This window comes from Nocardia sp. NRRL WC-3656 (assembly GCF_000720265.1).
GTDB classification, from domain to species: domain Bacteria; phylum Actinomycetota; class Actinomycetes; order Mycobacteriales; family Mycobacteriaceae; genus Nocardia; species Nocardia nova.
Genome location: NZ_JOJF01000007.1, coordinates 82,562 through 103,517, shown reverse-complemented (window position 1 = coordinate 103,517; position 20,956 = coordinate 82,562). Strand labels below are relative to the sequence as shown.

The window sequence follows — 20,956 nt, the reverse complement described above, 5'->3', positions numbered from 1 at the left end:
ATATCCTCCGCTCGGCCGCGCCGGCGGAGGTCGCACATCTACCCGACTCGGATCGTCCGCGAGGGGTAGCCGCTCGCCCCGTCCGGGATGACGTCGGCGACCTCCGCGGTCTGAACCGTTCCGGTGCCGTCGGTGGCGCGGGCGCGGACCGTATGCGTTCCCGCGGAGGCGTCCCAGTCGTAACTCCATTGCCGCCACGTGTCGACGGACGGTTCGGCGGCCAGGCGGGCGGGTTGCCACGGGCCGTTGTCGATCTGGACCTCGACGGCGTCGATACCGCGATGTTGCGCCCAGGCCACACCGGCGATGGTCACCTTCCCGGCCCGGACGGCACCGCGCGGGGTGTCGATACGGGTGCCGGTCTTGATGGGCCCGCGTTCGGACCAGCCGCGCCGTGTCCAATAGGCCTGGGCGCGATCGAATCTCGTGATCTCGAGTTCGGTGACCCACTTGGTGGCCGAGACGTAACCGTAGAGTCCGGGCACGACCAACCGGGCCGGATATCCGTGTTCGACGGGCAACGGCTCGCCGTTCATGCCGACCGCGAGCAGGGCGTCGCGACCGTCGGTGAGCGCGGCGAGCGGACTTCCGGCGGTGAAGCCGTCGGCACTGCGCGACAACACCATATCGGCGTCCGGATGCGGCCCGGCCTCGGCGATCAACGCGTCGAGCCGATAACCCAGCCAGCTCGCGTTGCCGATGAGATCGCCGCCGACCGGATTCGAGACGCAGGTCAGCGTCACCAAGCGTTCCACCGCCGGCCGGCGCGCCAGATCGGCGTAGTCGAGCCGGATTTCGCGGTCCACCATGCCGTGGATCCGCAGTGACCACGTCTCCTTGCTGACCTGTGGAACGGTCAGCGCGGTGTCGATCCGGTAGAAGTCGGAATTGGGGGTGAGATACGACGCCAGTCCCGGTACTCGCAGATCCGCGGCCGGATCCACCGGGGGCACCGGCACATTCGGCGGCGGCAACCGCACCGCCGCCCGTTCCCCCGCCACACTGCGCGCGCTCGCCCCGAGTACCCGCCCGGCGATTCCGGCCGCCACCGCCAGTACTCCCACCCCGACGATCCCCCGCATCACCTGCCGCCGATCAACCTGCGCCGCATCGGGTTTCACCACGCGCGGCCAGGCGGCTCCGCGCGCACTCAGGCGGGCGTCGTCTCCCTCGAAGAGCCCCGGCATCGCATCGGGGCCCTCGCTACCCGCAGGGTGTTGCGCACCCGTTTCCGCACCGGCCCCAGCTCCCCTGCCCGCACCAGCACCGCCACCACCCCGCACCATCGCCGGCGCACCGAACGCCTCGTATCGCCGAATCAACCACCGCAGCGACACGATTGCCAGCGCCACCCCCACGACCGACGGCAGCGCCCAGGTCCAGTTGGCGGCCGGGCGTTCGAGCGCGGCCCACGCCGCCCCGATGCCGAAGACGCCGAGCACCACCGATCCGATCGGCCGCGCGGTTCGCTCGACCACCCCGACGAGCGCCGCGACGATCAGCGCCACCACGCCCATCAGCAGATACAGCATCATTTTGTCGTCGGTGCCGAAGGTGTCGATCGCCCATTCCCGCACCCCGTCGGGCGTGTGGTCGACCACCGTCGCCCCGATCGCCGCCAACGGCGCGCTCCCCGCCCCCACCGGCACCGACACCAACTCCGCGACGCCCAGCGCCAGCCCCGCGGACACGATTCCGCAGGCCGCGCGCAGTCCCGATCCGGCCATAACGGCGAGCGTACTGCGGATTCCCCCCGGTGAACCCGCCCGAACGAGCGCATCGACCACAGCGTCACAGTTTCGTCAGAACTCGAAGCCGGACGTGATCCGGCCCATGTCGGCGGTTCCACGGCAAGCACCCAGCCCCTTCTCAGGAATCGCGCGCTTAATTGATAGAGGATCCGAATGCGTCGGGGCCCGGGTCCGAGCCGACACACAGGATGTGACCGAACAGGACGTGATGAGCGTGTATCCGAACGAGGGCAATCGGCCGCACCAGCCCGGACCGTACGAACCACGGTCGGGGGCGTACGGTCCGAACGGGTATCCGGGTCAGCCGCCTTACCCGGGGCAGTACCCCTACCCGCAGCAGTATCCGCCGCGAGGACGCGCGCCACGGCACGGCCTGACCTTCGGAATGCTGGCGGCCCTGGTCGCGGTGGTGGCGCTCGCCATCGCCCTGGTCGGCTCCCGCATCGACGCCCACGGCCCCGGCCAGGCGGCCCCGTTCGGCCACGGCCAGGGCTCGGTGGTGCAGCCGGTCGATTCGCAACCGCAGTCCGCGGCGCTGGAACAGGCGGCGAACGCGGTGGTGCCGGGCATCGTCGTGATCAACACCGAACTCGGAATGCAGAACGGCGCGGGCGCCGGAACCGGCATCGTGCTCGGATCGGACGGCACCATCCTCACCAACAACCATGTCGTGGAGGGCGCCACCGACATCTCGGCCACCGATCTCGGCAACGGCCGCACCTACAGCGGCAGCGTCACCGGATTCGACCGTCAGGACGATCTGGCCGTGGTGAAGTTGCAGGGCGCCTCCGGACTGCAGACGGCGCCGCTCGGCGATTCGGACCAGGTGAAGGTCGGCGACGCCATCGTGGGTGTCGGCAACGCGGGCGGCACCGGCTCCCCGACCGCGGCGGGCGGACGCGTCACCGCACTGGACCGCTCCATCACCGCCAGCGACGAATCGGCCGGCGCCGCCGAGCAGCTGACCGGTCTCATCCAGGTGGCCGCGAACATTCAGCCGGGCGATTCCGGCGGTCCGCTCATCAACAGCTCCGGCCAGGTGGTCGGCGTGAATACCGCCGCGTCCCAGGGCTTCCAGCTCGGCGCGAGCGGTGGTCAGGGCTTCGCGATTCCCATGAACAAGGCGAAGACGATCGCCGCGCAGATCCAGGCGGGGAAGAGTTCGGACCGCGTGCACATCGGCGATTCCGCGTTCCTCGGTATCACGATGAGCGATGCCAACGGTTCCGGTGCGCTGGTCCGCAATATCGTGACTGGCGGTCCGGCACAGGCCGCGGGCCTGGCCGCGGGCGATGTGATCACCGGGCTGGACGGTCACGGCATCGATTCGGCGACCACCATGACCAACACGATGGATCAGCATCACCCGGGCGATACGGTCACACTCACCTGGGTGGACCGCTCGGGACAGAGCGAGTCCGGTCAGGCGTCGCTCGCCCAGGGTCCCGTGGGCTGACCCGACGAGTTCAGCCGGATCTCGATCTCATCGGCCTTCGTGTCCGGTACGGGCTCAGCCGTGACCCGCACCCCCACCACCGCCCCGGATTCCCGGTCGACGAACGACAGCGGCGGCTTTCCGTCCTGCAGATATTTGTCGCCCCACTGCATCAGCGACAGGAATATCGGCAGCAGATCCTCACCGGCCGCGGTCAGGCGGTATTCCGCGCGTTCGCGCCGGCCGGGTTCGCGATACGGCACCCGTTCCACGACGCCCGCCGATTCGAGCTGTTTGAGCGCGCGCGACACCGCCGGCGCCGACGTTCCGATCCGGGTCGTGAAGTCCTCGAATCGGGTTGTCCCGTAGAAACATTCGCGCACGACGAGGAATACCGTCCGCGTGCTGAGCAACTCGAGCACCCGTCCGGCCGAACATCGGTCACCGATCGACCAGGCGTCCCGGTCGCTCAGTCGCGGCTCGAACATCATCGACACGAGACCATGTTACCTAACGCTTGCGTTACTCAGCGAGCTGTGCTGTCATCTAACTAACGAGATCGTTATCCAGAGGGTGGGCAGTCGCCCCGAACGATCCGAAAGGACGAGAGATGGCCGGAATCGAAGGCGCGGTCGCACTGGTGACGGGCGGGCAGCGGGGGCTCGGCAGAGCCTTCACCGACGAACTGCTCAGGCGCGGCGCCGCCAAGGTCTACACCACCGCCCGCGCCCCGAAGGCCGCCCACGACCCCCGCGTCGAGCCGCTCGCCCTGGACGTCACCGACGCCGATTCGGTCGCCGCCGCGGCATTGCGGGCCCGCGACGTCGAGATCGTGGTGAACAATGCCGGCGTTCTCCTCCCCGCACCGCTGCTGACCGCCGATATGGCCGATATCGTCACCACGTTCGACACCAACGTCTTCGGCCCGCTGCGGGTGGCCCAGGCATTCGCGCCGATTCTGGCGGACAACGGCGGCGGCGTCCTGATCGACATCCATTCGGTGCTGTCGTGGGCCGCGGGCGCGGCGGCCTACGGTGCGTCGAAGGCGGCGCTGTGGTCGCTGACCAATTCGCTGCGGCTGGAGCTGGCCGCACAGCGCACGCAGGTGGTCGGCGTCCATTTGGGATTCGCCGATACCGAGATGGTGCGGCGCCTCCCGGGCGACAAGCTCGCACCGAGCGTGGTGGCCGAGGCCGTCTTCGACGGCGTACTGCGCGGCGATACCGAAGTGCTGGTCGACGACGTCACGCGCGGCGTGAAGGCGGCACTGTCCGGCCCCGTCGAGGGCCTCGCACTGACCATCTCCCGCTGAACCCGTTACCGCACATCATCTTTCGAAGGGAATCACCGATGCCACTGTGGCATGTCCACCACCCCGCCGACACCTATTCCGAGGCCGACAAACAGGATTTCGCCCGGGACATCACCGCGCTCTACGCCTCCTTCGGCTTGCCGGAGTTCTACGTCGTCGTGCTGTTCCGGGAGATCGAGGAGACGTCCTTCTTCGTCGGCGGGAAGCCGTCGAACAACACGGTGCGAATCGTCGTGGAACATCTCGCCCGCCATCTGGACGACCCGCAGATGCGCAAGCGATCGACGCAGCGGCTCAACTCGATCATGGAGCCCTACACCGGCGCGCGTGGATTGCACTGGGAATTCCACACCTACGAATCCCCGCGCGATCTGTGGATGATCGACGGACTGTTCCCACCGGACGCCGGCAGTGAGGCCGAAAAGGCGTGGGCGCGCGCCAACGAACCCATTCCCTACAGCTAGCTCCCCACAACCGACGCCGCCCGGCGGGTCACGGCGTGCGGTCGAAATCTATTCGCCGCCGTACAGATTGATCATCCACGGCACCGCGAATTTGTCGGTGACCATGCCGAACTGCTTCGCCCACTCGGTTTTGCCCAGCGGCATGGTGACCTGTCCGCCCGCGGACAACCCGGTGAAGATCCGTCCGGCCTCGGCCTCGTCGTCCACATCCAGGCAGACGCTGAACGGCACGTTGTCGTGGTTGATCTGCTGATCGGGCGGACAGTCCGACCCCATCAGCAGCTGATCCTCCCGCCATGTCAACGCGGCGTTGGCGATGCGCTTGCCCACCTCTTCGGGCAGGTTCCCGCCACCGCCGTCACCCATGTCGCGGTAGCGGACCATCTGCAGTTCCCCGCCCAGTACCGACTGATAGAAGGTGAATGCCTCCTCGGCATCACCGTCGAACAACAGATATGCGGTAGCCGACTTCACGATTGCCTCCTCCGGAGTGGATACGGGCCTGCGGCCGGCGGCCGCGGCCCCACAGATGAGACGGCGGCAGCCGGAGAAAATCATCGCCGGATATCGCGCATATCGCCGCACGTCGAAACGCAGAACGGCCCGCCTCCGAGAAGAAGGCGGGCCGTTCGGCGTTCGGGCGGGCTCAGCCGTAGATCGCCTCGACCTCGTCCGCGTAGTTCTTCATCACCACGTTGCGCTTGAGCGACATCTTCGGCGTCAGCTCACCGCTCTCCTCGGTCCAGTCGACCGGCAGGATGCGGGTCTTCTTGATCGCCTCCGCGTGCGAGACCAGCTTGTTGGTGTCCTTGACCGCCTTGTCGATCTCGGCGTTCAGTTCGGGCAGTTCGATCAGCTTCTCGATCGGGGTGTCCTCGGGCACGTTGTTGCGGGTCTTCCAGCCGGGCAGCGCCTCCGGGTCGAGGGTGATCAGCGCGCCGACGAACGGCTTGCCGTCGCCCACCACCATCACCTGACTGATCAGCGGATGCGAGCGCAGGGAATCCTCGAGCATCGCCGGGGAGACGTTCTTACCGCCGGCGGTGACGATGATTTCCTTCTTGCGGCCGGTGATCGTGATGAAGCCCTGCTCGTCGATCGCACCGAGATCGCCGGTCTTGAACCAGCCGTCGTCGAAGGCGTCCTCGGTCGCTGTCGGGTTGTTCCAGTACCCGGCGAAGACGACCGGGCCGCGCAGCAGCAGCTCGCCGTCGTCGGCCACCTTCGCGGCGTGACCACCGAGCGGGCGGCCCACCGAGCCGACCTTCAAGTGCTCGGGGGTGTTCACCGAAACAGCGGCGGTGCTCTCGGTCAGGCCGTAGCCCTCGTAGATCGTGACGCCGATGCCACGGAAGAAGTGGCCCAGCCGCGCGCCGAGGGGGCCGCCGCCGGAGACGGCGGACTTGCAGCGCCCGCCCATGGCCTCGCGCAGCTTGCCGTAGACCAGCTTGTCGAACACGGTGTGCTTGACCTTGAGCACCAGCCCCGGGCCGCCGTTGTCCAGTGCCTGGCTGTACTCCACGGCGGTGTCGGCGGCCAGATCGAAGATCTTGCCCTTGCCGCCGTCGTGTGCCTTCTGCTTGGCGCCGTTGAACACCTTCTCGAACACCCGCGGCACCGAGAGGATGAAGTCCGGCTTGTACTCGCCGAACTGCTCGACCAGCGTCGACCAGTCGGCCGTGTGCGCGACGGTGACACCGGCGTCGAAGGCCGCCAGCGCGACCGCGCGGGCGAAGACGTGGGCCAGCGGCAGGAACAGCAGCGACCGGTGGCCCGGCTTGAGGAACTGCGGCATCGCGGCGCGGTCGGCAGCCGATTCGGCGTAGAGGTTGGCATGCGAGAGCATGACGCCCTTGGGCCGGCCGGTGGTGCCCGAGGTGTAGATCAGCGACGCCGGCGACGCGGCCCTGACCTGCTTGCGACGCTCGTGCACGACCTCGTCGCCGAGGTCCTTGCCGCGGGCGACCAAGGTGTCGATCGCGCCGTCGTCGATCACCAGCGGCTCGCCCAATTCGGGCAGACCGTCCTCGATCTCGGCGATGGTAGCCCGGTGCCGGGCGTTCTCGACCACGATCAGCTTGGTGCCCGAATCCGAGAGGATCCAGCGCGCCTGTTCGGCGGAGGAGCTGTCGAAGATCGCGACGGTGCAGCCGCCGGCCGCCCAGATGGCGAAGTCCAGCACGACCCACTCGTACCGGGTGGAGGCCAGGATGGCGACCCGGTCGCCGAGTTCGATGCCCGAGGCGATCAGTCCCTTGGCCACCGCGGTGACGTGCTTCGCGAACTCCGCCGCGGTGACATCTGTCCAACCGCCCTTGCCGTCCGGCCTGTTGAACACCACCAGGCCGGGCGTGCGCTCGGCGTGCCGGAAGGCGCCATCGGACATATTGGCGTCTTCGGGGATGGTGTAGGTAGCCGGGACTTCGAACTCTCGCATCGGTGCCCTTCCACGTGGTCTACTCGCCAGTAATTTACGCCAGCCGCAACGGCAGGTTCCGCCCGGCCGCCCGGTCGAGGATTTTCGACGTGGGTGCGGCCGGGCGGAACCTGTCCTACGGCTTCTATCCTATGGATCCGGTTTGCGCTGGTTGCAGCGATTGACCGAGGAATCCCGCCAGTTCGCGCGCGGCGAGCGCGGCCGGCGCCACCAGCGACGCCTGCAACTGCGAGACGTGCCAGAGCCCGCGCGTCACCGAGAACTGCATCGGCACCTCCGCGGCCCGCAGCGCCGCCGCCAGGCGCACGCACTGCGAATGCAGCAACTCGCCCTCGTCGACCTGGACGTAGGTCGCGGGCAGCCCACCCAGGGACCCCAGCAGTGGCGCGTAGCCCGGATCCAGCGGATCGCCGTCGCCCAGATAGGCGGCGGCGCACAACCGCGACCACGCCTTGTTGACCACCAGATCCCGCTCGCGCGCCGGCAGCTCGTTCGGATCGGCCCACGGGGCGATCAAACCGAGTGCGGCGGGCCGCATTCCGTGCCGGTCACGCAACCGCAACGCCAGCGCGAGCGACAGACCGCCGCCGGCGGAATCGCCCGCGACCGCGATCTGCTGCGGCGCGAGTCCGGTGGACACCAGCTCCAGGAAGGCCGCCTCGGCATCGTCGAGCGCGGCCGGATACGGATGTTCCGGCGCCAGCCGATAGTCCGGAACATAGACCGGACAATCGATTTCGCGCGCCAGATGCGCCGCCAGCGACCGATGGGTCGCCGGAGACCCGATGGTGTACCCACCACCGTGCAGGTACAGCACCGCACCCGGGCCGGCGGCCGGTCCGGCGGTCACCCGCTCGGCGGGACGGCCGCCCAGCCGCATCCGATGCACCCGGGTGCCGGCGGGCAGCCTCTGCAACACCGAACCGGCGTCGAGCAGGTAGCGCTGGGCCTCCCACGGCAGCCGACTGTGCATCGCGAACCGGAACATCGGCCCGAGGACGGCCCGCGCGACGGGCAGCGGCAAGGACAAGGGTTTCGAAAGACCAGGCATCACAGTCGGTTCCCGCGGCGGATCAGGGCAGGAACCGGCTGTTGACGACGTTCGCGATGCGCTGGTAGTAGGACGCGGTGGTGCGCACGAACAGATCGAGCGCCTTCGCCTCCCAGCCGATCAGCACGCGGCCGTGGCCCTTGCGCACGGCCTCGGTGATGGTCTGCGCGGCCATCTCCGGGGTGTGCAGCGCGAGCTGCTTGTCGAAGAACGAGGAGAACTTCTGGGCGTCGATCCCCTCGGCGTAGGTGGCGTTGCGCGCCACGGCGGTCTTGATACCGCCGGGATGGACGCAGGTCACCTTGACCGGATGCTTGCGCGCCATCATCTCCTGGCGCAGCGATTCGGTGAAGCCGCGGACCGCGAATTTGGCCGCGTTGTACGCACTCTGGCCCGGCACCGCGATCAGGCCGAACAGACTGGACACGTTGATCACGTGCCCGTCGCCGGATTCGATGAGGGCCGGCAGGAACGCCTTGGTGCCGTTGACGACGCCCCAGAAATCGACATCCATGATGCGCTCGATGTCTTTGAACTGGGAGTCGATCACCTCGCCGTGGAAGGCGATACCGGCGTTGTTGTAGATCTGGTGCACCACGCCGAAGTGCTTTTTCACCTCGTCGGCGTAGAGCAGCACCGCTTCACGCTCGGCCACGTTGAGCCGATCGGACTTCACCTGCGCGCCCAGCGCCTCGACGCGGCGGACGGTTTCGGCCAGACCCTCGGTATCGATGTCGGAGAGGGCGAGCTTCGCGCCCCGGCGGGCCAGATTCTCGGCCAACGCACGGCCGATACCCGAGCCGGCGCCCGTGATCACACATACCTTGCCCGTGAAATAAGCGTCATTGCTCACTGTGCTGCTACCACTTTCAGATCGGGACCCGCGGCCCCGTCGGTCGATCGGGTCGTGTCGTATGCCGCGACGTCGAATTTCTCGGTCAGCTTGCGGAAGCGGAACGTGAAATCGGGCCACAGCGTGGTGTTGTTGCCGTGCTTGTCCAGATACCAGCTGGCACAACCACCGTTGAGCCAGACGCTGTTGGACATGCGGTCCTGCAGATCGCGGTTGTAGCTGTCCTGCGCGTCTTTCCTCACCTCGACCGTACGCAGGCCGCGCTGGTCGAAGGTGGCGATCGCGTCGGCGATGTAGTTGATCTGCGATTCGATCATGTACACCATCGAGGTGTGGCCGAGGCCGACGTTCGGGCCGAGCAGGAAGAACATATTCGGGAAGTTGTGGATCGCCGCACCCTTGTAGCCCTGCTGCCCGATCTCGTCGAACAGTTCGGTGAGCGTGCGGCCGTCGCGACCGGAGATCGTCTCGTACACCGGCGAATCGGTGACGTGGAATCCGGTCGCCACGATGAGCGCGTCGATCTCGCGCTCGGTGCCGTCGGCGGTGACGACGGAATTCGCGCGGATCTCGCGGATGCCGTCGGTGACCACGTCGACGTTGTCGCGGCCGAGCGCCGGGTAGTACTCGTTGGAGATCAGCATGCGCTTGCAGCCGATGCGGAAGTTCGGCGTGACCTTCTCCCGCAGCTGCGCGTCCGGCACCTCGAGCCGCAGCTTCAGCCGAGCCAGGCCCTCCAGCGCGAGCATGGCCGGCGGGAATTTCGCCAGGCCGACGACCTGCGTTTCGCGGGCAGCGTAGATGGCCGCGCGCGACAACTTCTGCACGCCCGGAACGTACTTGAAGGCCAGGCGCTCGGGCAGGGTGTACGGGCGGTCGATCCGCGGCAGCAGCCACGGCGCGGTGCGCTGGTAGACGTCGAGATGGGCCACCTTCGGCGCGATCGACGGCACGATCTGGATGGCCGAGGCGCCGGTGCCGATCACCGCCACCCGCTTGCCGGTCAGATCCGCGTCGTGATCCCAGCGCGCGGAGTGGAAGATGCGGCCTCGGAAGTCGTTGATGCCCTTGATATCCGGAAGATTCGGCTCGCACAGCGCGCCGACGGCGGAGACCAGGATATCGGCGGTGAACGCGCCCTTGCTGGTCTGCACCTCCCAGCGGGCTTGCTCCTCGTTCCACCGGGCGCCGGTCATCTCGCAGTCGAAGATGTGCTTGTCCCGCACGCCGTGACGGTCGGCCACGCCCTGGATGTAGGACTGGATCTCCGGCTGCTTGGAGAACGAGCGCGACCAGTCCGGATTGAGCGCGAACGAGTAGGAGTACAGCTGCGACGGCACATCGCAGGCCGCGCCGGGGTAGGTGTTGTCGCGCCAGGTACCGCCGACGTCGTTGCCGCGCTCGAGCACCAGGTAGTCGTCGCGACCCTGCTGGCTCAAACGGATGGCCAGGCCCAGGCCCGAGAATCCACTGCCGACGATCAACGTATGCACATGACGCGCCCCCGCTGCACCGCGGCTCCGCCCATCACGGCCTTCGCGGCGCTCTCCGTGGTCACGCAAGCTACCGCCTCCGAGCGCGTCGCCACGGCCGTTGTCTGTAACCCTACGACTCATGTATCAAACCCTACGATCCTATTGAGCAGGAGTCAACAGTATTGACTACCGTTCAGTAGGATGGCAACCGTGAGTGACAACGGTCCCGGCACCAAACGGGTGCGGCTGAGCCCGGACGAACGGCGCGAACAGCTGGTGTCCCTGGGCGTGAAAATGCTGCGCGACCGCACGCTGGAGGACATTTCCATCGGGGAGATCGCGCGGCAGGCGGGAATCTCGCGCGGCCTGCTCTTCCACTACTTCGCCTCGAAACAGGATTTTCAGCGCGCCATCGTGCGCCGCGCCAACGAGGAACTACTCGCGCGCACCATGCCCGACCGCAGCCTCGATCTGTTCAGCATGCTGCGCGACGCGGTCGAACGCTACATCGATTACGTCAGCGAGAACCGGATCTCCTATCAGGGCCTGCTGCGCGGACCCGCCAGCGGCAGCCCCGAACTGATGGCCCTCGCCGACGCCACCCGCGATGCCATGGTGGACCGCATCCTCACCGAAACCCCGCTGGCGGCAGACGATCCCGAACTGCCGCGACTGCGCCTGGTGTTCCGCGGCTGGATCGCGTTCGTCGAGGAGACGACGCTGATCTGGTTGCGGGAGGAGCAGATCGGCCGAACCGAGTTGATCGACACCCTCGTCGGCGCACTGCCGGCGCTCGCCATGCATCCCGTTCTCACCGAATGGCTGGCCGGTTCGGCCGACGGCAATGTCCTGCCCGCGTGACCTCAGTCCTCGTGCACGTATCCGGCGCGATCGCCGCGGCGCGGTAACCAGAGCGCGGTGACCACGGCGGCGACCAGGATCATGATCGCCGACACCAGCAGCGCCACCTCGAGTCCGCGGTGGAAGGCCTCGTAGGTGGCATGGATGACCCGGTTCACGATCGGCCCGTAGGCGGCCGAGGCCGCCGCGTCACCGCCTGCCGGAACGTTGCCGGTCTCGATGGCGTCGATGACGATGGCCTGGAAATTCGCCGGAACGCCGATCTGCTGCAACCGATCTCGCAGATCGGAGTTCAGGAATGAGTTGACCAGCGATCCCAGCGCGGCCACCCCCACCACCGCGCCGACCTGACGCATGGTGTTGGTGGCCGCGGCGGCCATACCGGAGTGTTCGGCCGGAACACCGGACAGAACGGCGGAGGTCAGCGGCACCACCGCGATCCCGAAACCGAGTCCCGCCAGCATCAGGGCCAGCGCCAGGGGCGTGAATTCGACTGTGACGCCGAGGAACTGGCGAGTGAGCAGAATACCCGCGGCGCCGAGCACACAGCCGGCGATCATCGGCGTGCGGGAGCCGCGCAGTGCCACCCAGAATCCGGAGATCAGCGAGCCGACGATGATGGCCACGGCCATCGGGCCGAACACCGCGGCGGTTCGCCACCCCGAATAGTCGACCACTTCCTGCAGATACAGCGCGGTGAAGAAGAAGATCGAGAAGATCCCGAAGTAGACCGCGAACGCGACCACCAGCGCACTGCGCACCAGCGGTCGCTCCAGGTAGCGGAAGTCGAACATCGGATTGGCCGCGCGCGACTCGACCACCAGGAAGGCGACGAAGGCGATCGCTCCGATCACGAACAGCGTGATCACCGAGGCGGCCGAATAGCCCACCTGCTCACCGGAGATGGCCGCGTAGATCACGCAGCCGAGAAAGGTCGCGCCCAGGACGAATCCGGCCCAGTCGACCGGTCCGGGCTGCGGATCGGCGCTTTCCGGGACGAATTTCAGCGCCGCCGCCAGCACCACCACGCCGACGATCAGGTTGAACCAGAAGATCGAGCGCCAGCCGAACGCCCCGACAAGCAGGCCGCCGATCACCGGCCCCAGCGCCAGCGCCAACCCGGAGACCGCCGCCCACGCACCCAGCGCCTTCGCGCGGGCGCCGCGATCGGGGAAGATGTGCCGGATCACCGACAGCGTGCCCGGTTCGGAGGCCGCCGCACCGACACCCATCACCGCGCGGCCGGCGATCAGGATAGAGACACTGCCGGCCACCGCGGACAACACCGAGCCGAGGGCGAACACCACCAGCCCGCCGACCATCACGCGTTTGCGGCCCCACCGGTCGCCGAGAGTGCCCGCGGTGAGCATCAGACTCGCGAACACCAGCGTGTAGGCGTTCACCACCCACTGCAGCGACACCACACCGGCATGCAGGTCGGACTGGACGGCGCCCAGGGCGACGCTGACGATCGTGGTATCGAGGAAGGTGACGAACAGGACGGCGGTGACCACCGCGAGCGCCACATAGGGACGCTCGGCGCCGGGCGACACAGGTTGCGCCGCAACGGAATCCACCGAAGCCGCACCGCTCGCCGCCGCGGTCTCGGCCCGCGCACTCGCGGCGGGCCCGGTACCGGGCACATCGGACTCGGAGCCCGCCCCGGCAGCCGCGGCGGCCGATGCGTCGCGGTGCGGCGGGCGACCCGATCCGGCGCCGCGGCGGTCCGACGGGTCCGACGACGTCATCGCAATCTCAACTGGTCGGCGCGGGAAGGATGGTGGGGTTCGCAGGTGTCGCGCCGGGGGCCGGCGTCGCACCCGGACTCGGGGTGCCCGAGGCCGTACCGCAGACCGGCGGGGCCGCGCCCTCCAGGGTGAGCAGCGCGCAGAAGGTCGCGGCCGTCACCTTCCAGGTGCCCTCGATCTGCACCGCGCCGCCCTGCTGCCCGGACAGGGCCGGGGTGCCGTTGAACAGCACGTCGAAGGTGACGTCGGCGTGGTCGGTGCTGGTGCTCGCGACATTGGTGACCTTGGCCGAGGCGGATTTGGCCATCGGCGAATCGGCCTGTGCCTTGATCGCGGCGGCGAATGCGGGCCCGTTCTCGAGGAGGGCGATCTTCTGGTCGGCGGGGGTGGATCCGTCGAAGAAGCGCTCGAAGTTCCGGCTGACCGCCTGGGCCACCGTCGGGGTCCCGCTACTGGACGATTCGGCGGATTTGCTGCCGGAATCATCGCTGCCGCAGGCGGCCGCCACGGTCACCAGCGCGGTAAGTGCGCATGCCGCAAGCATTTTCGCCGCGATCCCACGATCGAACATAATGCGGCCTCCCTCGGTGACGGTAGGCTCGGTGATCAACTCGCTCGAAGACTACTCGCCGGACCGGGGCTACGGACGCTTATCGGCCACGAATGCGGTATCGGCGAGTTCGGCCAGTACGTCGGGCAACTCGGCGGCGACCGCCCGGGCATCGAGGATCGCCGGATCCACCGAAAGCCCGATCCCCAATTCGCCGTTCCAGCTCAGCACCCCGGCGACCAGCGGCACTCCCGGCGCCGACGGCAGAATCGGAAACACCTGGGTGATGGGCATATTCGCGAACGTCATCGCCATCTCGGGGCCGGCCATATTGGAGACGATCGCGTGGAAGAACCGCCCGCCGTACACCGACCGCGCGAAGGCCCCCACCGTCGGTTCGGGAAACAGCCGGAGCACCCGATCCATCACGAAATGCGAGGCGAGCGCCCGGGTTCCGGAATGCAGCCGGTCGCTGCGGGTGCGGATCTCGGCCAGTCGCTGCGCCGGGGTCGCCGCCGTCAGCGGGATATCGATCATCACGGCGGCGGTCGAATTGCCCTCCGCTCCCGACGTGGGGTCGCGCACCATCAACGGCACCGCCACCCGGATCTGCCCGCGCAATCGCTCGTCCAGGTCGGGGCGCAGACGATGCAGCGCGGTGACGGTGACGCTCAGCAGCACGTCGGTCACCCGGGCGCGGTGCGAACGAGCCACGGCCCGAACGGTTTCCAGGTCCAGCGAGCAGACGGTGAACACCCGTCGCACACAGTCGTCGGGCAGTATTCCCTTCGGCTGCGCGTCGGCGGCCAACTGCGCCAGACCGGCCGCGGTACCGGCGACGAGAGTGCCCCAGCTCGGCGGTTTACGCTCGGCCACCGGCAGATCGATGGTCGGTCGCAGCAGGCGCAGCGCCTGCACCACGGTGCCGATGCCGTCGGCGACCACGTGATGCAGCAGCAGGATCACGCCGATCGCGCCGGCCTCCGGGTCGCGCACCAGGACGAGGCGCCACAACGGCCGATCCTTGGGCAGCACCTCGGCGGCCAGATCCGTCACCACCCGGCTGATTGCGTCCACTCGCCGCGCCACCGCGCTCGGCGCCATGGTCATTTCGGCCGTCGCCGCACCGAAAGCCGTCCCGGGGCCGGCCTCTCGACCACTCGGGTCGGCGACGGTATCCGGATCGGTGCCCGGAATCGTGCGCTCGGTGACGTGCCAGTCCCAGTCGACCGGACTGTCCACCCAACGTGCCCGGCGCCACCGCCCCGGCTGGTCCAGACGCTGCTGGAACCGCGGCAGATGGGCCAGCTCGCCCTGGACCAGTTCCCGCACCGCGTCGAGACCGGGCCCGCCGTCGGCCCGCGGCCGGAACACGACCATGCCGCCCACCTGCTGCGGAATGCCGGACTTCTCGATGTGCAGGAAGAACGCGTCGGCGGGAGGCACCACGGGCGGTCGCGCGTACCAGCGGTCGACCAGCTGGATACTCACCGCGACGAAGGCCACCGCGATCACCGCGTCGAGGACGAAGTGGTTCGCGGTCGCGACGATCACATAAGTGGTCAGCCCGACGTGGAAGGCGCTGAGCACCTGCACCACCCAGCCGCCGGAGACGCGGGCCAGCACCACGCTCACCCACAGTGCCCACCCGACGTGCAGCGAGGGCACCGCCGCGAGTTGATTCGCCCCCGACACCAGCGACGAACCCCAGGACCCCCAGGTGTGGCCGTCGACGACGGTGTCGGTGAAGCCCAGCTCGGGCAGCAGCCGCGGCGGGGTGACCGGGAAGAGCGCGAAACACGCGATGGCCAGGACGTTCAGCAACAGGAAGGAGTCGCGGGCACGGGCGTAGTCGGCGCGGCGGCGAAAATACATCCAGAACAGCAGTGCGAAGGCACTGACGATGTAGGTGAACGCGTACTCGTAGTTGGCCAGGGTCGCGAGCAGCACGCGCGACTCCAGCCAGCGGTTGAGTGGACGCTCGAAGTCGATGGCGAGCCACTGCTCGAGATCGAAGATGCGATGGGCATTGCGATCGGCCAGTTCGCGGCGGGCCGGGGTGTGCAGCGCGTCGACCGCCAGGTACAGCCCGAATACCGCGAGCCCGACCACACAGTCCCGCCACAGCACCGGACGCGACGGATTGCCCACACAACCGTCATAACACATGTGTCACAAGCTTTTACGACATCAAGCTGGGCGATTCGTCGGTTATCTCCTTGTTACCGGCGTAGAAGGCGCGGGCCAGCGGCGAATGGGCGAGTCCGCCGATACCGGCGGCGATCAGCGCTCCGGCGACCGCGACCCCGGCCAGCGACCCGGCGGTGTGCGGTAGCGCGACCTTGAAGGCCAGCACGCCGACCACGTAACTGACGATCGGATTCGTCACGCTCATGGCCGCGATCGCCCATGGCAGCGGCCCGGCGGCGAAGGCGGTCTGTTCCAATACCAGCCCGCTGAGCGTGGAAACGGCGAGCAGATAGCCGGGCCAGTCGCCGGCGGTGGCGGGAACGCCGCGATAGATCAGATCCTCGGTGGTCAGCTTCATGAAGACCGCGCTCATCGCGAAACAGACGCCGGCGGCCACCGCGACGAGATTCGCCGCCACCCAGATCGGGCAGCGGATGCTGATCAGGGCGAGCAACGCCACCAGCGCCGCGGCGGAGAAGGTGGCCAGCAGTACGCGGCCGCGATCCGGGTCGCCCTCGAGCGGCGCCACGCCGCCGACGCCGAACAGCACTCCCAGCCCGGCGCAGACCAGCAGCGCGAACCAGATGTCGCGCCCGCGCGGGCGACGCCGGCGTCCGAACGCCTCGAGCGGAACCGCGAACAACAGCTGCGTCGACATCAGCGGCTGCACGGCCGCCACCGAGCCCAGATGCAGCGCCGCCGCCTGGGTGAGGAAACCCGCGAGATTCGTGATCCAGCCGCGCAGCCATGTGCCACTGCGCAGCAGACGGTGCATGAGTGTGGTCATACCGAAGACCCGGGCCGCCCGGGGTTGTTCGGCGACCACGGTGCGTGCCGCGCGCTGTTGCAGATAACCCGCCGCGGCGAACAGGAATGCGGCCAGCACTCCCAACGCAATGACCAGGACCATGCGGAACTCCGCTCAGGGATCTATTCGCACTGTACGCCCGAAGCCGTGTCGAACCTGATCATGAACGATGAGCGGGAACGGCGGACGAGCGGGGTGCTCAGAGGGCGTGTTCGTCGAGCCAGGTGCGGGCGAGGTCGGCCGCCGAGGCGTGTTCGTCACGCACGCGGCGGATCATGGTCGCGAATTCGGCCGTGGTGAGCTCGCCGGCGACGTAGTTGAGTTTCTTGATCTGCCGCTGGTCCAAGGCGCCCTGACGCAGCAGCGGGACCACGTTCTGGGCGCGGAAGGCATAGGCCGGATCCGTGACGACGGCCGGATCCGTGCGGGCGGCCGAATCGCCGGGACCACCCGGCAGCAGTGCGACGGCCGAGGTGAACACGCCCGCGTCGACGGTGCCGTCGCGCAATGCCTTTCGTAGTTCGGCATCGCCGGGAAATTCGACGTGACGGGTGATATCGCAGCCGTAGACCGTGCGCAGCGGCGTCACCACGTCGCGCTGCGGGTCCGGCGGCGGCCGCAGCGGGTCGAGTTGGCGCCCGCCGGCGATGCCGACGGTCAGATCACCGCAATGCGGTGCCAGATCGGCGGCATTCGCCGGATAGCGCGCGGCCGCGGCGGCGCCGAGCGCGAGTTGCGGGCGCAGGTCGGTGGCGTCGGCGAGATCCGACACCGCCAGTCCCTCCGGCACGGCCCGGCTCAAGTCGTCGGCGACCGAGCCGACATAGCGCGCCTCGAGCGTGACCGGCGACCCCGCCGTCGTGTCGACCGCCGGGCCGGGGGCATGGTGTGCCGCGACGCTTTCGGCCGTCGCCCGATCCGGCGCGGTCGCCGAGGACGAGGAGTCGAAGGTGGTCAACAGATCGCCGCTGGTATCGCCGACCAGAGTGATCGTGCCCGCGTCCAGGGCCGCCAGATAGTCCGCACGCTGTCCGAGATGCTTCTTCACCGTCGTCGGCGTGCCGGCGCGCGCGAGCGCCTGCGCATAGATTTCGGCGAGCACCTCCGACTGCGCCGAATCGCCGGCGCCGACGGTGATCGTCGCTTCGCCGTCCTCGTTGGCACATGCCACCGCCAGCGTGGCGGCGGTGACGGCGACCAGAACCCGGGCCGTCACTCGCACCGATCCGGCCAATCCCATCCGGCGACACCCACTCCCGATAGTCAGCGACAACCACATCCGGCGGCCGGGCGCGCCCCGGCACAGGAATCGTAGGTGGGCCGCGTCCGTGCCGCCGCCCCGCACCCCCGCCGGCCGCGAACCGGACTCTCGAGCGGTATTCAGCCGGGTCTCAGCCGGGGCGACGAATAATGTGCGGGTGCAGCCGGGACGCATTCTCCTGATCGAAGACGCCGACGCCATTCGCACGGCGGTCGCTGCGGCCGTGCACGCCGCCGGGCACGAGGTCCTGGCCCGCGAACACGGCGACCGGCTCGAGCCCGACCTGGAGCGATTCCGTCCCGATGTCGTCGTGCTCGACGTGATGCTGCCGGGTCGCGACGGTTTCGGCCTGCTCGAGGTGGTGCGCGCCCGCAGCAGCGCCGGAGTGGTGATGCTGACCGCGCGCGACGGCGTGGAGGACCGGGTGCGCGGACTGCGATCCGGTTCCGACGACTACGTGGTGAAACCCTTCGACCTCGCCGAACTGGTGGCGCGGATCGAGGCGCTGCTGCGGCGGATGGGACGCATGCACAGTCGCATCACCATCGACGATCTGGTGCTGGAAACCGATTCCGGCCTGGTGCTGCGCGGCCGAGAACCGATCAGCCTGACGGCCACCGAATTCAAACTCCTCGCCTACCTCGCCGCGCACCGCGACCGAGTCGTCACCAAAACCCAAATTCTCACCGCGGTCTGGGGTTACGAGGACTACGACCCGAACCTCGTGGAGGTCTACGTCAGCGCGGTGCGCCGCAAACTGGAGGAACACGGACCGCGACTGCTGCACACGGTGCGCGGTATGGGCTACGCGTTACGGGCGAATCCGCGATGAGCGGCGAGCCCGGCCACCGCGCGCCCCCACCGCCCGATCTCCCGGACGACGCGGGCGAATCCGGACCGCACGCGTTGCCGACGATATCGCTGCGCCGCCGGGTAACCCTCACCGCGGCAACGGTTTCCGGGCTCGCACTGGTCGTCGTGGCGCTGGCGGTGCACAGTCTGTTCGGCATCGTGGTGGCGCGCAGCGAGAACGCTGTGCTCACCGATCGGGCGCAACTGGCCCGGCAACTCGCGCAGCAGAACACTCCGCCCGCGGAATTGATCGCCCGCGTGGACAATCGCTCGGTCCGGGCGCGGCTGGTCCTGGCCGACGGTACCGCCTACGGCAGTCTCTCGCCCCGGCACGCCGGCGACAGCGGTATCCGGACCAGAACCATCCCCCTGGGCGGTGGCGGCACGGTGGACCGCGCCCGGCTCACCCTGCAGGTCGACACCCCGCTGCTGACCAAGCTGCGGTCGCGCCTGGGCCTGGTCCTGATCGGGGTGACCGCGACCGCCCTCGTCGTGATCACCGCGGCGCTGTCGTGGGGACTGCGCCGAGCGCTGGCACCCTTGGATTCGATGACCCGGCTGGCCCGCGACATCGCCCGCGGCCGCCGTGGACGCCGCCTCTCCCCCGCCCGTACGGATACCGAATTGGGCCGCACGGCGAGCGCATTCGACGAAATGCTGGACGCCCTGGAGGGCGCGGAGGCCCGGGCCCGGGCCTCGGAACAGCAGATGCGCGCCTTCGTCGGGGATGCCGCGCACGAACTGCGCACCCCGATCGCGGGGATCAAGGCCATGGCCGAAGCGGTGCTGCATCAACCCGCCGATATCGACACCGAAGAGCGTGAGCGCATGTACCTGCTGCTGGTGCGCGAGGCGCAGCGGGCCGGCCGCCTCGTGGAGGATCTGCTGGACATGGCGCGCATCGACGCCGGGCTCACCCTGCAACCGCAGCCGGTCGACCTGCACGAACTGGCCCGCACCCAGCTGGACCGGATGCGAGTCCTGCATCCCGGCACAGCTTTCCGGCTCACCGGCCCCTCGGTGCCGGCGGTCGCCGACCCCGAACGCATCGGCCAGATCCTGGTCAACCTCCTGGCCAACGCCTGCCAGGCCATGGGACAGGACGGAACGGTGAGTGTCACCGTCGTCGAGCCCGGCACGCCCGGCGGCCGGCGGGACACCCTGCCCCCCATGGCCGAAATCCGTGTCGCCGATACGGGGCCGGGCGTGCCCGCCGCGGAACGCGAGCACATCTTCGACCGCCTGGTCCGCCTCGACGCCGCCCGCGACCGGCGCCGCGACGGCGCGGGTATGGGCCTGGCCATCGCGCGCGGGATCGCCCGGGCCCACGGGGGTGACCTCCGCTGCGTCGAGCCGCCGCCCGGAACCGCCGGCGCGGTATTCGTACTGACGCTTCCGCCGGCCCCGCCCTCGGCCGATGGTCACACCGGCCGCGCGGTGAGCGCCGAAGGCCGCCCGCCTTTCTGAAGTTCGGCTGAAGATCCGTCCGGCCCACTCGGCGTTTTCAGGGTCCTTTCAGATTCGGCGCGCAGATTCGGACCCGACACGTTCCCGTCACGAATGGAGTTACCGGTATGAAGCGCACTGTCGCCGCCCTGCTGGCCGGCACCGCCGGAATCGCCGCCCTCGCCGTCGCCGTGCCCGGCGTCGCCTCGGCCGACGCCCCGCAGTGCAGCCCGCAGGCACGCGCCCAGGTCCAGGCCCAGACCGCCCCGCAGGTCGCGGCATTCCTGGCGGGCCACCCGGATCTGGCCGCCGAGCTGGCCAAGGTGAAGGGTATGCCGAAGGATCAGCGCAAGGCCGAGATGCAGGCCTACCGCCAGGGCCACCAGCAGGAGCTGAAGGACTTTCGCGGGGTGCGGCAGCCGATGATCGACTACCGCAAGGCCTGCCACAAGAAGTAGCGGC

The 20,956-nt window shown here is 68.7% G+C and carries 19 protein-coding genes; 7 read left to right on the top strand and 12 right to left on the bottom strand.

Going from position 1 to position 20,956, the window contains the following annotated elements; all coding sequences use genetic code 11:
* Positions 1-38: 38 nt before the first annotated feature.
* Complete coding sequence (locus IG65_RS0111860; protein ID WP_030514939.1) at positions 39-1,727, bottom strand: molybdopterin-dependent oxidoreductase; 1,689 nt, start codon at positions 1,725-1,727, stop codon at positions 39-41.
* Between the two features lie 409 nt (positions 1,728-2,136).
* Here IG65_RS0111860 and IG65_RS0111855 point away from each other — a divergent pair, with 409 nt between their 5' ends.
* Entirely contained in the window at positions 2,137-3,207 is a 1,071-nt protein-coding gene (locus tag IG65_RS0111855; RefSeq protein ID WP_063833588.1) for a trypsin-like peptidase domain-containing protein, read from the top strand.
* On the opposite strand, the gene IG65_RS0111850 is transcribed toward IG65_RS0111855, so the two are convergent.
* Positions 3,174-3,677, bottom strand: a complete 504-nt coding sequence (locus IG65_RS0111850) for a helix-turn-helix domain-containing protein (RefSeq protein ID WP_051755823.1) — start codon at positions 3,675-3,677, stop codon at positions 3,174-3,176. The two genes, IG65_RS0111855 and IG65_RS0111850, sit on opposite strands and share 34 nt — an antisense overlap.
* 119 nt (positions 3,678-3,796) lie before the next feature.
* On the opposite strand from IG65_RS0111850, the gene IG65_RS0111845 reads away from it, so the two are divergent.
* Positions 3,797-4,498: an SDR family oxidoreductase gene (locus tag IG65_RS0111845; protein ID WP_030514936.1), complete on the top strand. Its 702-nt coding sequence runs from the start codon at positions 3,797-3,799 to the stop codon at positions 4,496-4,498.
* 38 nt (positions 4,499-4,536) lie between these two features.
* Positions 4,537-4,962 carry a tautomerase family protein gene (locus IG65_RS0111840; protein WP_030514935.1) on the top strand — a complete coding sequence of 142 codons (426 nt, stop codon included), beginning with the start codon at positions 4,537-4,539 and terminating at the stop codon, positions 4,960-4,962.
* Positions 4,963-5,010: 48 nt separating this feature from the next.
* On the opposite strand, the gene IG65_RS0111835 is transcribed toward IG65_RS0111840, so the two are convergent.
* The 5 genes from IG65_RS0111835 to IG65_RS0111815 all read right to left on the bottom strand — a co-directional run bounded on the left by IG65_RS0111835 (position 5,011) and on the right by IG65_RS0111815 (position 10,919).
* Complete coding sequence (locus IG65_RS0111835; protein ID WP_030514934.1) at positions 5,011-5,436, bottom strand: VOC family protein; 426 nt, start codon at positions 5,434-5,436, stop codon at positions 5,011-5,013.
* A gap of 172 nt (positions 5,437-5,608) precedes the next feature.
* Positions 5,609-7,399, bottom strand: a complete 1,791-nt coding sequence (locus IG65_RS0111830) for a long-chain fatty acid--CoA ligase (protein ID WP_030514933.1) — start codon at positions 7,397-7,399, stop codon at positions 5,609-5,611.
* 124 nt (positions 7,400-7,523) lie between these two features.
* A complete protein-coding gene (locus IG65_RS0111825; protein WP_030514932.1) occupies positions 7,524-8,450 on the bottom strand; it encodes an alpha/beta hydrolase in 927 nt (308 codons plus the stop codon).
* Positions 8,451-8,472: 22 nt separating this feature from the next.
* Positions 8,473-9,303: an SDR family oxidoreductase gene (locus IG65_RS0111820; RefSeq protein ID WP_030514931.1), complete on the bottom strand. Its 831-nt coding sequence runs from the start codon at positions 9,301-9,303 to the stop codon at positions 8,473-8,475.
* Positions 9,300-10,919: an NAD(P)/FAD-dependent oxidoreductase gene (locus IG65_RS0111815; RefSeq protein WP_030514930.1), complete on the bottom strand. Its 1,620-nt coding sequence runs from the start codon at positions 10,917-10,919 to the stop codon at positions 9,300-9,302. The genes IG65_RS0111820 and IG65_RS0111815 overlap by 4 nt, the downstream gene beginning before the upstream one ends.
* A gap of 60 nt (positions 10,920-10,979) precedes the next feature.
* On the opposite strand from IG65_RS0111815, the gene IG65_RS0111810 reads away from it, so the two are divergent.
* Positions 10,980-11,639: a TetR/AcrR family transcriptional regulator gene (locus tag IG65_RS0111810; RefSeq protein WP_030514929.1), complete on the top strand. Its 660-nt coding sequence runs from the start codon at positions 10,980-10,982 to the stop codon at positions 11,637-11,639.
* A gap of 2 nt (positions 11,640-11,641) precedes the next feature.
* Here IG65_RS0111810 and IG65_RS0111805 read toward each other — a convergent pair whose 3' ends face one another.
* From IG65_RS0111805 to IG65_RS0111785, 5 genes are all read right to left on the bottom strand, one after another.
* Positions 11,642-13,387 (bottom strand): MFS transporter, encoded by a 1,746-nt coding sequence (locus tag IG65_RS0111805; RefSeq protein ID WP_081879415.1) that lies wholly within the window; start codon positions 13,385-13,387, stop codon positions 11,642-11,644.
* 7 nt (positions 13,388-13,394) lie between these two features.
* Positions 13,395-13,958: a hypothetical protein gene (locus tag IG65_RS0111800; RefSeq protein WP_051755780.1), complete on the bottom strand. Its 564-nt coding sequence runs from the start codon at positions 13,956-13,958 to the stop codon at positions 13,395-13,397.
* 69 nt (positions 13,959-14,027) lie between these two features.
* The gene (locus IG65_RS35800) at positions 14,028-16,088 is read right to left on the bottom strand and encodes a phosphatase PAP2 family protein (protein ID WP_051755778.1); all 2,061 of its coding nucleotides are present in this window, start codon (positions 16,086-16,088) and stop codon (positions 14,028-14,030) included.
* Between the two features lie 31 nt (positions 16,089-16,119).
* A complete protein-coding gene (locus IG65_RS0111790; RefSeq protein WP_051755775.1) occupies positions 16,120-17,037 on the bottom strand; it encodes a DMT family transporter in 918 nt (305 codons plus the stop codon).
* Positions 17,038-17,134: 97 nt separating this feature from the next.
* Positions 17,135-18,175 (bottom strand): glycine betaine ABC transporter substrate-binding protein, encoded by a 1,041-nt coding sequence (locus IG65_RS0111785; RefSeq protein WP_030514924.1) that lies wholly within the window; start codon positions 18,173-18,175, stop codon positions 17,135-17,137.
* Positions 18,176-18,353: 178 nt separating this feature from the next.
* Here IG65_RS0111785 and IG65_RS0111780 point away from each other — a divergent pair, with 178 nt between their 5' ends.
* From IG65_RS0111780 to IG65_RS0111770, 3 genes are all read left to right on the top strand, one after another.
* Positions 18,354-19,028, top strand: coding sequence for a response regulator transcription factor (locus tag IG65_RS0111780; protein WP_030514923.1), 675 nt, complete (start codon positions 18,354-18,356; stop codon positions 19,026-19,028).
* Positions 19,025-20,515, top strand: a complete 1,491-nt coding sequence (locus tag IG65_RS0111775; protein ID WP_081879413.1) for a HAMP domain-containing sensor histidine kinase — start codon at positions 19,025-19,027, stop codon at positions 20,513-20,515. The genes IG65_RS0111780 and IG65_RS0111775 overlap by 4 nt, the downstream gene beginning before the upstream one ends.
* A 107-nt stretch (positions 20,516-20,622) precedes the next feature.
* On the top strand, positions 20,623-20,952 hold the full coding sequence (locus tag IG65_RS0111770; RefSeq protein WP_030514921.1) for a heme-binding protein: 330 nt from the start codon (positions 20,623-20,625) through the stop codon (positions 20,950-20,952).
* The last annotated feature ends 4 nt before the right edge of the window (positions 20,953-20,956 follow it).

Coding starts and splice junctions, on each gene's coding strand:
- IG65_RS0111860 (WP_030514939.1), bottom strand. CDS start 1,727: ATGGCCGGATCGGGACTGCGCGCGGCCTGCGGAATCGTGTCCGCGGGG.
- IG65_RS0111855 (WP_063833588.1), top strand. CDS start 2,137: ATGCTGGCGGCCCTGGTCGCGGTGGTGGCGCTCGCCATCGCCCTGGTC.
- IG65_RS0111850 (WP_051755823.1), bottom strand. CDS start 3,677: ATGATGTTCGAGCCGCGACTGAGCGACCGGGACGCCTGGTCGATCGGT.
- IG65_RS0111845 (WP_030514936.1), top strand. CDS start 3,797: ATGGCCGGAATCGAAGGCGCGGTCGCACTGGTGACGGGCGGGCAGCGG.
- IG65_RS0111840 (WP_030514935.1), top strand. CDS start 4,537: ATGCCACTGTGGCATGTCCACCACCCCGCCGACACCTATTCCGAGGCC.
- IG65_RS0111830 (WP_030514933.1), bottom strand. CDS start 7,399: ATGCGAGAGTTCGAAGTCCCGGCTACCTACACCATCCCCGAAGACGCC.
- IG65_RS0111825 (WP_030514932.1), bottom strand. CDS start 8,450: ATGCCTGGTCTTTCGAAACCCTTGTCCTTGCCGCTGCCCGTCGCGCGG.
- IG65_RS0111815 (WP_030514930.1), bottom strand. CDS start 10,919: ATGAGTCGTAGGGTTACAGACAACGGCCGTGGCGACGCGCTCGGAGGC.
- IG65_RS0111810 (WP_030514929.1), top strand. CDS start 10,980: ATGGCAACCGTGAGTGACAACGGTCCCGGCACCAAACGGGTGCGGCTG.
- IG65_RS0111805 (WP_081879415.1), bottom strand. CDS start 13,387: ATGACGTCGTCGGACCCGTCGGACCGCCGCGGCGCCGGATCGGGTCGC.
- IG65_RS0111800 (WP_051755780.1), bottom strand. CDS start 13,958: ATGTTCGATCGTGGGATCGCGGCGAAAATGCTTGCGGCATGCGCACTT.
- IG65_RS0111790 (WP_051755775.1), bottom strand. CDS start 17,037: ATGGTCCTGGTCATTGCGTTGGGAGTGCTGGCCGCATTCCTGTTCGCC.
- IG65_RS0111785 (WP_030514924.1), bottom strand. CDS start 18,175: ATGGGATTGGCCGGATCGGTGCGAGTGACGGCCCGGGTTCTGGTCGCC.
- IG65_RS0111775 (WP_081879413.1), top strand. CDS start 19,025: ATGAGCGGCGAGCCCGGCCACCGCGCGCCCCCACCGCCCGATCTCCCG.
- IG65_RS0111770 (WP_030514921.1), top strand. CDS start 20,623: ATGAAGCGCACTGTCGCCGCCCTGCTGGCCGGCACCGCCGGAATCGCC.